This is a genomic window from Streptomyces sp. BV286, from assembly GCF_019090165.1.
Lineage (GTDB): Bacteria > Actinomycetota > Actinomycetes > Streptomycetales > Streptomycetaceae > Streptomyces.
In genome coordinates this window covers 71173-85412 of record NZ_JAHRIB010000008.1, presented here as the reverse complement: position 1 = coordinate 85412, position 14240 = coordinate 71173, and the positions used below count along the sequence as shown (strand labels likewise).

The window sequence follows — 14240 nt, the reverse complement described above, 5'->3', positions numbered from 1 at the left end:
GGTCCGGCCGGGACCGTTTCGCGACACTGCGTAGCCGCGACGCTTTGGAGAGTGACGAACGCTCCGCTAGGTTCTGTGCGCCCACCCGCCTCCCGCCACCCATCGAAAGAGCCCCGCGGGCGCACCTCTCTCCACCGGCCTTCTGGAGCGTGTCGTCGTGAGCAGTTCGCAGTACGAGACGTACGGCCCGACATACGAGCATCCCGAGCCGTACGGTCACGGACACCCGGACACGTACCGGCCCGCCTACGAGCACCAGCCCGCCCACGAGCACGACCGCGAGCCCGCGTACGGCCACGAGCCCGGCTACAGCCACGAACCCGGGTACGGACACGACTCCGCGTACGGACACGACTCCGCGTACGAGGGCGAACGCGGCCACGGGCGCGGGCCCGAGCCCGGCCACGAGGCCTGGCCCCCCGACGCGCCGACCCTCCCGCGGCAGGCGGTGCCCCTCGCCCCGACCGCCGAACTGCCCCTGCCCGGGGGCCGCGCCGAGGCCCGGCGGGCCGCCCGGCGCCGCAGGAGCGCCGAGCGGCCCGACGTACGGAAACTGTTGCCGCAGGCGCTGGTCGTGGCGTTCCTCGCGGGCGGCACCTCCGCGTTCGTCGCCGACGACAAGGCGATCGAGCTGACCGTCGACGGGAAGCCGCGCACCCTGCACACCTTCGCGGACGACGTGAGCGAACTGCTCGCCGAGGAGGGCGTCCCGCTGGGCGCCCACGACGTGGTGGCACCCGGCCCGGAAGCGCCGCTGGCCAGCGGCGACGAGATCGACGTCCGGTACGGGCGGCCCGTGCGCCTCACCCTCGACGGCCGGCGCAGCCAGGTGTGGACCACCGCCCACACCGTGGACGAGGCACTGCGGGAGCTCGGAGTGCGTGCGGAGGGCGCGTACGTGTCGGCGCCGCGCACCCGGCGGATCGGACGGGCGGGGCTCGCGCTCGACGTCCGGACCGAGCGGACCGTGACGGTCATGGCGGACGGACGGGCACGGACGGTCCGGACGAACGCGGCGACGGTCCGCGAGACCGTGGAGGAGGCCGGGATCACGCTGCGCGGGCAGGACACCACGTCCGTGCCGCCCGGCAGCTTCCCGCGCGACGGGCAGACGGTGACGGTCATGCGGATCACCGGTACGAAGGAGGTCCGCGAGGAGCCGATCCCCTTCGACGTGCGGCGGACACCGGACCCCACGCTCTTCCGGGGCACCGAGGTCGTCGAGCAGGCCGGCCAGGCCGGGCTGCGGCGCGTCACGTACTCCCTGCGGACGGTCAACGGGGTCAAGCAGAAGCCGCGCCGCCTCAGGTCGGAGGTGGTGCACGAGCCTCGGACGCAGGTGGTGAAGGTGGGGACCCAGCCACTCCCCACGTCCGTGCAGGGCGCGGACGGCCTGAACTGGCAGGGGCTCGCCCACTGCGAGTCAGGCGGGCGGCCCGGAGCGGTGGATCCCTCCGGGACGTACGGAGGGCTCTACCAGTTCGACACGCAGACCTGGCAGAGCCTCGGCGGGGCGGGGCGCCCGCAGGAGGCGTCCGCCGCCGAGCAGACCCTCCGGGCCAAGAAGCTGTACGTGCGGCGGGGGTCGAGCCCCTGGCCGCACTGCGGGGGACGGCTGCACGGGTGAGGACTGCTCCGGGGCGCCGCTCCGGAGCAGCCCCGGAAGCGGAGGGCAACGGCGGACAGCGGCGGCAGGGACGGGCAGGGGGAAGGGACGGGCAGGCGCGGCGGGGGTGAGAAGCAGGAGCGGGGCGCGCCACCCGTACCCTTGGGGCGTGACCAGCCCCACCTCCGACGCCCTCCTGGGCCCCGCCGACATCCGCGAGCTCGCGGCAGCCCTCGGCGTACGGCCCACCAAGCAGCGCGGTCAGAACTTCGTCATCGACGCCAACACCGTGCGGCGCATCGTCCGGACCGCCGGAGTCCGCCCCGAGGACGTGGTCGTCGAGGTCGGACCGGGCCTCGGGTCGCTGACCCTGGGGCTCCTGGAGGCGGCCGACCGGGTCGTCGCCGTCGAGATCGACGACGTCCTCGCGGGCGCGCTCCCCGCCACGATCGACGCCCGGATGCCGGCCCGCGCCGAACGCTTCGCGCTCGTCCACTGCGACGCCATGCAGGTCACCGAGCTGCCGGGCCCCGCCCCGACCGCCCTCGTCGCGAACCTCCCGTACAACGTCGCCGTCCCGGTCCTGCTGCACATGCTCGACACCTTCCCCAGCATCGAGCGCACGCTCGTGATGGTGCAGGCGGAGGTCGCCGACCGGCTCGCCGCGCCACCCGGCTCGAAGGTGTACGGCGTGCCCTCCGTGAAGGCGAACTGGCATGCCGAGGTCAAGCGCGCCGGGTCGATCGGCCGCAACGTCTTCTGGCCCGCGCCGAACGTGGACAGCGGGCTCGTCTCGCTGGTCCGCCGCGCGGAGCCGGTCCGCACGACCGCCTCCCAGCGCGAGGTGTTCGCCGTCGTGGACGCCGCCTTCGCCCAGCGCCGCAAGACCCTGCGGGCGGCGCTGTCCGGCTGGGCCGGCTCGGCGCCGGCCGCCGAGGCCGCCCTCGTCGCGGCGGGCGTCTCGCCCCAGGCGCGCGGCGAGTCCCTGACGGTGGAGGAGTTCGCACGGATCGCGGAGGCCGCGCCATCCCGGGGTGCGGCCCCCGAACGCCCGAAGGAGCGGCAGTGAGCGTCACGGTACGGGTCCCGGCCAAGGTCAACGTCCAGCTGGCCGTCGGCGGCGCCCGCCCCGACGGGTTCCACGACCTGGCCAACGTCTTCCTCGCGGTCGGCCTGTACGACGAGGTGACGGTGACCCCCGCCGACTCGCTCCGCGTGACCTGCGAGGGGCCCGACGCCTCCCAGGTGCCGCTGGACCGGACGAACCTGGCGGCCAGGGCCGTGGAGAAACTGGCGGCGCGGTACGGGCGCCGGGCCGACGTCCACCTCCACATCGCCAAGGACATCCCCGTTGCCGGCGGGATGGCGGGCGGCTCCGCCGACGGCGCGGGCGCGCTGCTCGCCTGCGACGCCCTCTGGGGTACGGGGGCCTCGCAGGGCGAACTGCTCGACATCTGTGCCGAGTTGGGCAGCGACGTGCCGTTCAGCCTGGTCGGCGGGGCGGCGCTCGGCACCGGGCGGGGCGAGAAGCTGCGGATCCTGGAGGTCGGCGGGACCTTCCACTGGGTGTTCGCGGTCGCCGACGGCGGCTTGTCGACGCCGGCCGTGTACGGGGAGTTCGACCGGCTCAACGCCGGGATCGACGTGCCGGAGCCGGTCGCCTCCGGCCGGCTGCTCGGGGCACTGGCGGCGGGGGACGCCACGGGCCTTGCCGCCACGCTCTCCAACGACCTCCAGGCCGCCGCGCTCTCGTTGCGGCCGTCGCTGGCCGCGACCCTGGCCGCGGGCACCTCCGCGGGGGCGCTGGCCGCGCTGGTGTCCGGGTCCGGGCCCACCACCGCGTTCCTCGTCCCCGACGCGGAGGCCGCGGAGAAGGTCGCCGACGCGCTGGTGGGTTCCGGGACGTGTCGCGCGGCGCGCGTGGCCGCGGGGCCTGTGCCGGGGGCTGTCGTGCTTTGACCGGAGCCGTGGCCGGCGCCCGCTGTTCTGTGCGGTGTGCGGTGCCTGCGGCGCGGGGTTTGTTTCCGGGTGCGGGTCGGTGGGGGCTGGTCGCGCAGTTCCCCGCGCCCCTGAAAGGCGCCTGCGGCGCCGGCTTGTTCGCGAAGTTCCCCGCGCCCCTGTCGGGGCGCTGCCCCTCGACGGGGGCGCTGGTCCGTTTTGGGCCGTTGAAAGGATCACCTTTCCGGACGACTACTCTGGAAGGTCGATCGATCCCCCTTGTCAGGAGTGCGATGGCCGTCAATCTGGTCAATGTCGAGGCAGTCAGCAAGGTGTACGGAACCCGTGCGCTGCTCGACGGAGTCTCCCTCGGCGTGTCCGAAGGGGACCGGATCGGGGTGGTCGGCCGCAACGGCGACGGAAAGACCACACTGATCCGGATGCTCGCCAAGCTCGAGGAGGCCGACACCGGGCGCGTCACGCACTCGGGCGGCCTGCACGTCGGCGTGCTCACCCAGCACGACTCCCTCGACCCGAAGGCCACCGTCCGCCACGAGGTCATCCGGGACATGGCCGACCACGAGTGGGCGGGCAACGCCAAGATCAGGGACGTCCTGACGGGCCTGTTCGGCGGGCTCGACCTGCCCGGCTTCCCGCAGGGTCTCGACACCGTCATCGAACCGCTCTCCGGTGGCGAACGGCGGCGCATCGCGCTGGCCAAGCTGCTCATTGACGAGCAGGACCTGATCGTCCTCGACGAGCCCACCAACCACCTCGACGTCGAGGGCATCTCCTGGCTCGCCCAGCACCTGCGCGAGCGCCGCTCGGCCCTCGTCTGCGTCACCCACGACCGCTGGTTCCTCGACCAGGTCTGCACGCGCATGTGGGACGTGCAGAAGGGAGACGTGTACGAGTACGAGGGCGGCTACACCGACTACGTCTTCGCGCGGGCCGAGCGGGAGCGCATCGCCGCCACCGAGGAGACCAAGCGGCAGAACCTCGTCAGGAAGGAGCTGGCCTGGCTGCGCCGCGGTGCCCCCGCCCGTACGTCCAAGCCGCGCTTCCGCGTCGAGGCCGCCAACGAACTGATCGCCGACGTGCCGCCGCCCCGGGACAGCAGCGAACTGATGAAGTTCGCCTCGACCCGGCTCGGCAAGACCGTCTTCGAGCTGGAGGACGTCACCGTCCAGGCCGGGCCCAAGGTGCTCCTCAAGCACCTGACCTGGCAGCTCGGACCGGGGGACCGGATCGGCCTCGTCGGTGTGAACGGCGCGGGCAAGACCTCGCTGCTGCGCGCCATGGCCGACGCCGCCCGCTCCGACGGCGAGAAGCAGCCCGTCGCGGGCCGCGTCGTCACCGGCAGGACCGTCAAGCTCGCCTACCTCTCCCAGGAGGTCTCCGAACTCGACCCGAACCTGCGGGTGCTGCAGGCCGTCCAGGCGGTCCGCGACCGGGTCGACCTCGGCAAGGGCCGCGAGATGACGGCGGGCCAGCTCTGCGAGACCTTCGGCTTCAACAAGGAGAAGCAGTGGACGCCCGTCGGCGACCTCTCCGGTGGTGAGCGCCGCCGGCTCCAGCTGCTGCGGCTGCTGATGGACGAGCCGAACGTCCTCTTCCTCGACGAGCCGACGAACGACCTCGACATCGAGACCCTCACCCAGCTGGAGGACCTCCTCGACGGCTGGCCGGGGTCCATGGTCGTGATCTCCCACGACCGGTTCTTCATCGAGCGGACCACCGACCGGGTGTTCGCGCTCCTCGGCGACGCGACGCTGCGCATGCTGCCGCGCGGGATCGACGAGTACCTGGAGCGGCGCCGCCGCATGGAGGAGACCGCCGCGGCCTCGGCCCCGGCACCCGTCGTGGAGAAGAGCGCCTCCTCCGCCGACGCCCGCGCCGCGAAGAAGGAACTCCAGAAGATCGAGCGGCAGCTGGACAAGATCTCCGACAAGGAGAGCAGGCTGCACACCCAAATCGCCGACAATGCCACGGACTTCGGGAAAGTGGCGAAACTGGACTCCGACCTGCGCGAACTGGCCACGGAGCGCGAGGAGTTGGAGATGCGCTGGCTGGAGCTCGCAGACGACGCGTGAAGAGCGCGTGAAGGAGCGTAACGAGGGCATCACGGGCCGGTCCTCCCTTGGGAACAGGGGAGAACCGGCCCGCTGTTCGAATGCCGCAGGGTGATAGAAAGAGCCGTCTGAGAACAGTCCCAGGCCGTCTGACAACCACTGTGAGTGCATCGCCTGGTGCGGTGCGTACTGCAGGGCATGGCTAAAAATCAGTGAAGAGGGGGAACGCGCTGATGACTCAGCCGCCCAAGGAGCCGCCGCAGGGCGGGTTCGGAGCGCCGCAGGACCAGCCGCCGCAGGGTGGCTTCGGCCCGCCGCAGGACCCGCCGGCGGCCACGCCCGCGCCGCCCGCCCAGCCACCGGCGGCCCCGCCGCCCCCGCAGGGTGCTCCACAGACCCCGCCGGGACCCGGTTACGGCTACCCGCAGCAGCCGGGCCCGTACGGCCAGCCGCAGCAGCCCGGGCCGTACGCGCCGCAGGGGCCCTACGGCCAGCAGCCGGGCCCGTACACCCAGCCCGGCCCGTACGGACAGCCGCAGCAGCCGGGGCCCTACGGACAGCAGCCCGGATACGGGTACCCGACGCAGCCGCAGTTCCCGGGCGGACCCGGCACCCCGCCGGGGGGCGGCTCGCGCAGCCCCTTCAAGGGGAAGCCCGCCGTGATCATCGGGGCGGCGCTGGCCGCGGTGCTCGTCATCGGCGGCACCGTGTGGGCCGTCTCCGGCAGCGGCGACGACGACAAGAAGAAGCCTGTCGCCGACAAGAGCCAGGACGCCAAGCCCTCCGGCTCGGACGCGCCGGTCAACCCCGGTGACGGCGACGGCGACGGCAACGCCGGGACCGAGGACCTCAACGAGGGCCGCCAGGCGGGCGAGTCGAAGGTGCTCTGGTACAAGGAGGCGCCCGACGCCCCCGGTTCCGGAGCCGACGCCCCCGGCATGTGGATCACGGACAAGGTCGCCGCGAAGGCCGCGTACAAGCAGCTCTTCGCCTACAACGTCGGTGACGGCGAGGTCAGCTGGCCCGCGATCACCTTCCCGCAGCCGATCTGTGCCGCCTCCCAGCAGAAGACCTCCGACGACAGGGTCTTCGTGGCGTACAAGGAAGGCACCAAGGACGCCGCCGAGTGCAACCAGCTCGTGGAGGTCGACCTCGCGACCGGTAAGAAGGGCTGGACCAAGGAGATCCCGGAGGGGGACCTGTTCGACAGCTCCCTCACCCTCAGCCTGAACATCGTCGGGGACACCCTGATGGTCGGCCGCTCCATGTCCGGCGTCGGCTACGACACGGACAGCGGCGACAAGCTCTTCGACAAGAAGAAGTATGGTTCCGCCTGCTTCCCGTCGGCGTTCACCGGTGGCTCCAGGCTGCTCTCCGTCGCCTCCTGCGGCGCGGGCGGCGACGACGAGCACGACGAGGTGCAGGAGCTCGACCCGAAGACCGGCAAGACCAAGTGGACCAAGAAGATCCCCAAGGGCTGGCGCGTCGAGCGCGCCTACTCCGTCGATCCGGTCGTCCTCTACCTCACCAACGCGGACAAGAAGCAGTGGAACGTCACCGCGCTGAAGAACGACGGCACGGCCCGTTCGCAGCTCGACGTGGACGAGTCGTTCGCGCCGGAGTGCGGCTGGGCGATCCTCTCGCGCGACCTCCAGGGCTGTGAGGGCGTGACGGCCGACGCCGACACCCTCTATCTGCCGACCGAGGCGAAGAGCGGCGCCAACGAGATCGTCGCGGTCAGCCTGGACACCGGCAAGGAGAAGTGGCGCGCCAAGTCCCCGGCGGCCGAGTCGATGGTGCCGCTGAAGCTGGACGGCACGAACCTCGTCGCGTACGTGCAGCCCTCGTACGACGCGGGCGGGCGGATCGTCTCGATCCCGACCGGCGGCGGCTCGCACACACCGAAGACGCTGCTGCAGAACCCGCAGGGTGCGGCGGACATCGAGAACGGTTTCTTCTCGAAGGCCGTCGACTACGTGGACGGGCGCTTCTTCCTCTCCACCACCCGGCTGACGGGCAACGACGAGTCGAAGGAGAAGTTGATGCTGGCCTACGGCAAGTGACCGGGCCCGCTCTTCCTCCTCCCCTTCGCGCACGCCGCGTGCCCGCCCATCCGACCTCCGTCCCCTTCGCATCCGAGGTACTCACGCCATGAGCCAGCCGCCGCCCCCGCCGCCCAACCAGCCGCCCCAGGGAGGCGGTTTCGGCGCCCCGCAGGACCCGCCTCCGGGCGGGTTCGGCCCGCCCACACCACCGCCCGGTCCGCCCGCCGGGCCCCCGCAGCAGCCGCAGCCGGGCTACGGCTATCCGCAGGCCCCGCCGCAGGCGCCCCAGACACCGCCCCCGGCCGCGCCGGCCGGCCCGCCGCAGCAGCCGTACGGATATCCGCAGGGCCCCGGGGCTCCGCAGCAGCCGCCGGCCCAGCCCGGCTACGGCTACCCGGGTCAGCAGCCCACTCAGCCCGGCTACGGCTATCCGGGGCAGCAGCCCCCGTACGGCTACCCGCAGCCGAGCACCATGCCGATGCAGCCACAGGCTCCGCAGGGCAAGCGGAAGCTCAACGCCCAGGCGGCCATCATCGTCGCGGCCGTCGTGGCGATCGCGCTCATCGTCGGCGGCGGCGTCATGTACGCGAAGTCGTCCGACAAGGGCGACGACAAGGACACGTCCGCGGGCCCCGGCGGCACCGAGGGCAAGAACGACAGCGACGGAGGCGAGGAGGCCGGCGGAGGCGGCGGCACGGAGAAGGTGCCGTCCAGCACCAGCGCCAAGGTCCTCTTCCAGGTCCCGGCGGCCGAGGTCCCCAAGAAGGACGTCTGGAGCGTCGCGGGCTCCTGGCTGACGGACAAGGTGTACGCCAAGTCGGGCGTCAGCGAGGTCGTCGGCTACGACCCGGACAGCGGCAAGGAGTCCTGGACGCTGCCGCTCTCCGGTCTGACCTGCGCCGGGTCCCCCGAGATCACCAAGGACGGCGTCGCCGTGGTGGTCGCCGAGGACGCCAAGCGCACCAAGGCCAACCCGTACCCGGACTGCACCGAGGTCACCGCCTTCGACCTGGACACCGGCAAGGAGCTCTGGACGAAGTCCGTCGCTCCGGGCGGCGGTGAGAAGACGGCCTTCAAGGAAGTCAGCATCACCGGCACGACCGTCGCGGCGGGCTCCGGCCTCAACGGCGGCGCCGCCTTCGACATCAGCAACGGCAAGATCCTGTGGCAGCCGAAGGTCGGCAGCTGCGAGGACGTCGGCTACGCCGGCGGCGAGCAGCTGGTCGCCGTCCGCAAGTGCGGTGACTACGGCAACGAGAAGTACGAGGTCCAGAAGCTGGACCCGAAGTCGGGCACCGTCAAGTGGAGCTACAAGCTCCCCGACGGCATCGACAACGCCAAGGTCATCTCCACCAAGCCGGTCGTCTTCGGCGTGGACTCGGGCGAGATCACCGCGTCCGGCGCGACGGACGTCTTCTCGCTGGACGACAGCGGCAAGCTGCGCGCGAAGATCACGCTGGAGGACGGCAAGTACGAGCACGACTGCGGTGTGAACGCCGTCCACGACTGCAAGGCCATCGCGGTCGGCAACGACAAGCTGTACGTGCCGACCAAGCAGCACGAGGGCGCCAAGCAGTACAGCAGGGTCAACGAGATCGTGTCCTTCTCGCTGGCCACGGGCAAGCCCACGAGCGACCGGGCCGACGCCGGCGAGGGCTACGAGATCTTCCCGATCCGGATGGACGGCAGCAACGTCATCGCGTACAAGAACGGCCCCTACGACAAGGGTTCGCAGGTCGTCTCCATCGACGGCAAGTCCTTCAAGGAGACCAAGCTCCTGGAGACCCCGGCCACCGACCAGGTCCGCAGCGCCATCAGCGGCATGGTGCCGAAGTCCTCGGAGATGCGGTACACCGGCGGCCGGCTCTTCATGGCCGAGGATCTGATCAGCGCCCCGTACTCCGCCGACGAGAAGGACTACGCGGCGATCGGGTTCGGCGCCCGGTAGTCCCGCCCGAGGCGCGCGCCGATCAGGCGTTCGTCCGTCGATCACGGCTCCGTCCCTGCTCAGGGGCGGAGTCGTTCTCGTACCCCCCATCACTCGCGAATGCGAGGAATTTCGGTAATCCGGGGCACTTCTCTCCAGTAGGGGAAGCGCAACGTCGAACAAGCGTGTAGCTTCCGGGGGATGGAGAGCCGGGGGGCTCCGATTCCATGGGGTTTCCAGTGGGGAACCGTGGGGGGACTGGGGGGTTGGGCTCGATGGGAGTGCGGCTCATGGTGGTCGACGACCACCGACTGCTCGCCGAGGCGCTGGCCTCGGCCCTGAAGCTGCGCGGGCACCGGGTGCTGGCAGCGGCCGCGCCCGCCGCGGGGGCGGCGGAGCTGGTGATCACCAGGGCGCCGGAGGTGTGCCTGCTGGGCACGGCTTCGCCCGCCGAACCGGGCATATTCGATCCGATCGTGAAGATCAAGCGGGAGCGGCCTCAGGTCGCGGTGCTGGTCCTCGGGCCGGTGCCCAACCCGCGGGGCATCGCCGCCGCGTTCGCCGCCGGTGCCTCCGGTTACGTACGGCACGACGAGCGGATAGAAGGGGTCGAGCGGGCCATCATGAAGGCCCGCGCGGGGGAGGCGGCCGTGGCGCCCCAGCTCCTGCAGGGTGCCTTCAGCGAGCTTCTCAACCCGGCCGCGCAGCCCGACGACGAGGGCCAGCGGCTGCTCCAGATGCTGACGCCGCGGGAGGTGGAGGTACTGGTGAGGGTGGCCGACGGCGAGGACACCCGGCTCATCGCGGCGGGCATGGGCATAGCTCCCAGCACCGCGCGCACCCACGTGCAGCGCGTACTGATGAAGCTGGGCGTCGGGTCCCGGCTGGAGGCCGCCGCGCTGGCGGCCCGGACCGGCCTGCTCGACCGGGCGGGCCCGGTGCCTTCGCACGCGGCGCCCGAAGCGGGGCCGGGGCAGGAGGCCTAGCGCACGCCGCCCCGCGTGGACCGTTCACCGCGGGACGGGCGTACGGGGTGGGTGTACGGGGCGGGTGCAACGGACGGGCGTAGGGTGCGGGCGATCGCTCGCTCGCCTTTGGGCGACCTTTAGGCGTGCTCCGACACGGGCCGCGGGGCCTCGCGCTGTTCGTTCGCCGTTCGGTGGTGCCCGCTTCGGCCGGTCGGCGTCGGGCTCCGACCCGACCCGGCATGCCTGCGACCGTTGCCGACATGCCCCGGTCCACGCGGCCGGCGCCGGAAGCGGTGGTCCCGGCGACCCTCGCGATGATCCCTGGAGACCGCGACACCCCCACCCACCCCATGTGGTGTTCTTTGTTTGGTTGTGGTGATGACGGGCGTGGGGATTTGTGGTTTGATGTGTTCGGTTCTGTTTGTTGGTTTGATCGGGTACGGATGGGGAGTCCGGCGTGAAGAAGACCTCGACCCGGCTGGCCGACGGTCGCGAGCTCATCTACTACGACTCGCGCGACGACACGGTGCGCGACGCGGTGGACCGGCGCCCGCTCGACCGGACGGTCACCACCTCGGAGGTACGGCGCGACCCGCTCCTCGGTGACGCGGTGGCCATCGCCTCGCACCGGCAGGGCCGCACCTACCACCCGCCGGCGGACGAGTGCCCGCTGTGCCCCTCCGAGGGCGACCGCCTCAGCGAGATCCCGGACTCCTCGTACGACGTGGCGGTGTTCGAGAACCGCTTCCCGTCGCTGGCCGGGGACTCCGGCCGGTGCGAGGTCGTCTGCTTCACCTCGGACCACGACGTCTCCTTCGCCGGTCTCACCGAGGAGCAGGCGGGCCTGGTCCTGGAGGCGTGGACCGACCGCACGGCCGAGCTGTCCAACCTCCCCTCCGTGGAGCAGGTGTTCTGCTTCGAGAACCGCGGCGCCGAGATCGGCGTGACCCTCGGCCACCCGCACGGCCAGATCTACGCGTACCCCTTCACCACGCCGCGGACGGCCCTGATGCTCCGCTCGCTGGCGGCGCACAAGGAGGCCACGGGCGGGGAGAACCTCTTCGACGCCGTGCTGGAGCGGGAGCTGGCCGGCGAGCGGGTCGTGCTGGAGACCGAGCACTGGGTGGCCTTCGTGCCGTACACCGCGCACTGGCCGTACGAGGTGCACCTCTACCCGCGCCGCCGGGTCGCGGACCTGCTGGGCCTCGACGAGGACGCGCGCACAGAGTTCCCCAAGGTCTATCTGGAACTGTTGAGGCGCTTCGACCGGATCTTCGGCGAAGGTGAGCCTCCGACGCCGTACATCTCGGCCTGGCACCAGGCGCCGTTCGGCACGCTGGAGGAGTTCGACGGTGTGGTGCGTGAGGACTTCGCCCTCCACCTCGAGCTTTTCACCATCCGCCGTACGTCCGGCAAGCTGAAGTTCCTCGCGGGTTCCGAGTCCGGCATGAGTGTGTTCATCAACGACGTGCCGCCGGAGTCCGCGGCCCAGCGACTGCGAGAGGTAGCGAGTTCATGAGCGGGAAGTACCTGGTCACCGGCGGTGCGGGCTATGTGGGCAGTGTGGTCGCCCAGCACCTGCTGGAGGCGGGCCACGAGGTGACCGTCCTCGACAACCTCTCCACCGGATTCCGCGAGGGCGTCCCGGCGGGCGCCTCGTTCGTCGAGGGCGACATCCGCGACGCCGCCAAGTGGCTGGACGACTCCTTCGACGCCGTGCTGCACTTCGCCGCGTTCTCGCAGGTCGGCGAGTCGGTCGTGAAGCCCGAGAAGTACTGGGACAACAACGTCGGCGGCACGATGGCACTGCTCGCCGCCATGCGCGAGACGGGCGTCCGCAAGCTGGTCTTCTCCTCCACGGCGGCGACGTACGGCGAGCCGGAGACGACCCCGATCGTCGAGACCGCGCCGACGTCCCCGACGAACCCCTACGGGGCCTCGAAGCTCGCCGTCGACCACATGATCACGGGTGAGGCGGCCGCGCACGGCCTGGCCGCCGTCTCGCTGCGCTACTTCAACGTGGCGGGCGCGTACGGCTCCTGCGGTGAGCGGCACGACCCCGAGTCGCACCTCATCCCGCTCGTCCTCCAGGTCGCCCAGGGCCGCCGCGACGCCATCTCCGTCTACGGCGACGACTACCCGACGCCGGACGGCACCTGCGTCCGCGACTACATCCACGTGGCCGACCTCGCGGAGGCGCACCTGCTGGCGGTCGCCGCCGCGCAGCCGGGCGAGCACCTGATCTGCAACCTCGGCAACGGCAACGGCTTCTCGGTCCGCGAGGTCGTCGAGACGGTCCGCAAGGTGACCGGGCACGCGATCCCCGAGGTCGCGGCTCCGCGCAGGGCCGGCGACCCGGCGGTCCTCGTCGCCTCCGCGGCCACGGCCCGCGAGCGCCTCGGCTGGAACCCGTCCCGCGCGGACCTCGCGGGAATCGTCGCGGACGCATGGGAGTTCGCACAGCACGTCGCGCAGCAGAACACCGCGAACTCGAAGGAGCAGTAGTGGCGGCAGAACAGGTGGAGCAGCAGGTCCGTGACGGCTTCGAGAAGCTGTACGGGACGGCCCCCGACGGGATCTGGGCGGCCCCCGGCCGGGTCAACCTGATCGGCGAGTACACCGACTTCAACGAGGGCTTCGTCCTGCCGCTCGCGCTGCCGCACACCGCGGTCGCGGCGGTCTCACGACGCGACGACGGCGTCCTGCGCATCCACTCGGCGGACATCGAGGGCCCCGTCGTCGAACTGCACGTCGACGAGCTGGCGCCCCTGACGAACACGAGCTGGGCGGCCTACCCCGCGGGTGTCGTGTGGGTCCTGCGCGAGGCGGGCCACGCCGTCACCGGCGCGGACATCCACCTCGCGTCGACGGTCCCGACGGGCGCCGGCCTGTCCTCCTCGGCGGCGCTGGAGGTGGTCACGGCCCTGGCCCTGACGGACCTGTTCGGCCTCGGGCTCACCGGACCCGAGCTGGCCCGCGTCGCGCAGCGCGCGGAGAACGACTTCGTGGGCGTGCCCTGCGGGGTCATGGACCAGACGGCGTCCGCCTGCTGCACGGAGGGCAACGCCCTGCACCTCGACTGCCGCGACCTGTCGATCCGGCAGGTCCCGTTCGACCTGCCGGCGCAGGGGCTGCAACTGCTGGTCGTCGACAGCCGGGTGAAGCACGCGCTGGGCGACGGCGCGTACGCGGAGCGGCGGGAGGGCTGCGAGGAGGGCGCGCGACAGCTCGGCGTCCCCTTCCTGCGGGACCTTCCCCACGAGGACCTCGACGCGGCCCTCGCCCGTCTCTCGGACGAGCGGGTACGGCGGTACGTGCGGCACGTGGTCTCGGACGACCACAGGGTCGAGGAGGTCATCGCGCTCCTCGACGCGGGCGACGTCCGCGCGATCGGGCCCGTCCTGACGGCCGGCCACGCCTCGCTGCGCGACGACCTGCGCATCTCGTGCCCGGAGCTGGACCTCGTCGTCTCCACGGCGAACCAGGCCGGAGCTCTCGGGGCCCGTATGACGGGCGGCGGTTTCGGGGGCTCGGCGGTCGTGCTGGTCGAGGCCGCGGACGCGGACACGGTCACCAAGGCGGTCGAGGAGGCGTTCGCCGCGGCGGGGTACACCGCGCCGCGGGTGTTCCCCGCGGTGCCGTCCGCGGGGGCCCGGCGGGTGGCCTGACCGTCCGACCCCCCGT

General features: G+C 71.9%; 10 protein-coding genes. All 10 read left to right on the top strand.

What is annotated here, in order from left to right; translation table 11 throughout:
• The first annotated feature begins 157 nt into the window (after nucleotides 1–157).
• The 10 genes from KUF83_RS01405 (at nucleotide 158) to galK (ending at nucleotide 14224) form a co-directional block, all read left to right on the top strand.
• Nucleotides 158–1627, top strand: a complete 1470-nt coding sequence (locus KUF83_RS01405) for a resuscitation-promoting factor (protein WP_217452626.1) — start codon at nucleotides 158–160, stop codon at nucleotides 1625–1627.
• Between the two features lie 148 nt (nucleotides 1628–1775).
• Nucleotides 1776–2675, top strand: coding sequence for a 16S rRNA (adenine(1518)-N(6)/adenine(1519)-N(6))-dimethyltransferase RsmA (gene rsmA / locus KUF83_RS01400; RefSeq protein ID WP_217452625.1), 900 nt, complete (start codon nucleotides 1776–1778; stop codon nucleotides 2673–2675).
• Nucleotides 2672–3565 (top strand): 4-(cytidine 5'-diphospho)-2-C-methyl-D-erythritol kinase, encoded by an 894-nt coding sequence (locus KUF83_RS01395; protein ID WP_217452624.1) that lies wholly within the window; start codon nucleotides 2672–2674, stop codon nucleotides 3563–3565. The genes rsmA and KUF83_RS01395 overlap by 4 nt, the downstream gene beginning before the upstream one ends.
• Nucleotides 3566–3837: 272 nt before the next feature.
• On the top strand, nucleotides 3838–5637 hold the full coding sequence (locus KUF83_RS01390; protein WP_217452623.1) for an ABC-F family ATP-binding cassette domain-containing protein: 1800 nt from the start codon (nucleotides 3838–3840) through the stop codon (nucleotides 5635–5637).
• Nucleotides 5638–5849: 212 nt separating this feature from the next.
• Nucleotides 5850–7679, top strand: coding sequence for a PQQ-binding-like beta-propeller repeat protein (locus KUF83_RS01385; RefSeq protein ID WP_217452622.1), 1830 nt, complete (start codon nucleotides 5850–5852; stop codon nucleotides 7677–7679).
• A gap of 88 nt (nucleotides 7680–7767) precedes the next feature.
• Entirely contained in the window at nucleotides 7768–9609 is a 1842-nt protein-coding gene (locus tag KUF83_RS01380) for a PQQ-binding-like beta-propeller repeat protein (protein WP_217452621.1), read from the top strand.
• A gap of 254 nt (nucleotides 9610–9863) precedes the next feature.
• Nucleotides 9864–10574, top strand: a complete 711-nt coding sequence (locus KUF83_RS01375) for a response regulator transcription factor (protein WP_217452620.1) — start codon at nucleotides 9864–9866, stop codon at nucleotides 10572–10574.
• Between the two features lie 439 nt (nucleotides 10575–11013).
• On the top strand, nucleotides 11014–12075 hold the full coding sequence (galT, locus tag KUF83_RS01370; RefSeq protein ID WP_217452619.1) for a galactose-1-phosphate uridylyltransferase: 1062 nt from the start codon (nucleotides 11014–11016) through the stop codon (nucleotides 12073–12075).
• Nucleotides 12072–13061: a UDP-glucose 4-epimerase GalE gene (galE, locus tag KUF83_RS01365; protein WP_217452618.1), complete on the top strand. Its 990-nt coding sequence runs from the start codon at nucleotides 12072–12074 to the stop codon at nucleotides 13059–13061. The genes galT and galE overlap by 4 nt, the downstream gene beginning before the upstream one ends.
• A complete protein-coding gene (galK, locus tag KUF83_RS01360; protein ID WP_217452617.1) occupies nucleotides 13004–14224 on the top strand; it encodes a galactokinase in 1221 nt (406 codons plus the stop codon). The genes galE and galK overlap by 58 nt, the downstream gene beginning before the upstream one ends.
• The last annotated feature ends 16 nt before the right edge of the window (nucleotides 14225–14240 follow it).